The organism is Vogesella perlucida (assembly GCF_979366545.1).
Map to the genome: position 1 here is coordinate 1 of NZ_CEETRO010000080.1, position 255 is coordinate 255.

General features: G+C 52.5%; 1 rRNA gene. It reads right to left on the reverse strand.

Features of this window, described 5'->3' with window-relative positions:
- Positions 1–255 (reverse strand): 23S ribosomal RNA (locus ACZ9XP_RS18025); the annotation flags it as partial.

A 255-nucleotide genomic window follows, 5' to 3' on the forward strand; every position in this document is an offset into this window, starting at 1 on the left:
TTTAATCTTCCAGCACCGGGCAGGCGTCACTCCGTATACGTCCACTTTCGTGTTGGCACAGAGCTGTGTTTTTGTTAAACAGTCGCAGCCACCTATTCTCTGCGACCTCTACTAGCTTCGGACGCGAAGTCCTACACCAACAGAGGCACACCTTCTCCCGAAGTTACGGTGTCAATTTGCCGAGTTCCTTCTCCTGAGTTCTCTCAAGCGCCTTAGAATTCTCATCCTGCCCACCTGTGTCGGTTTGCGGTACGG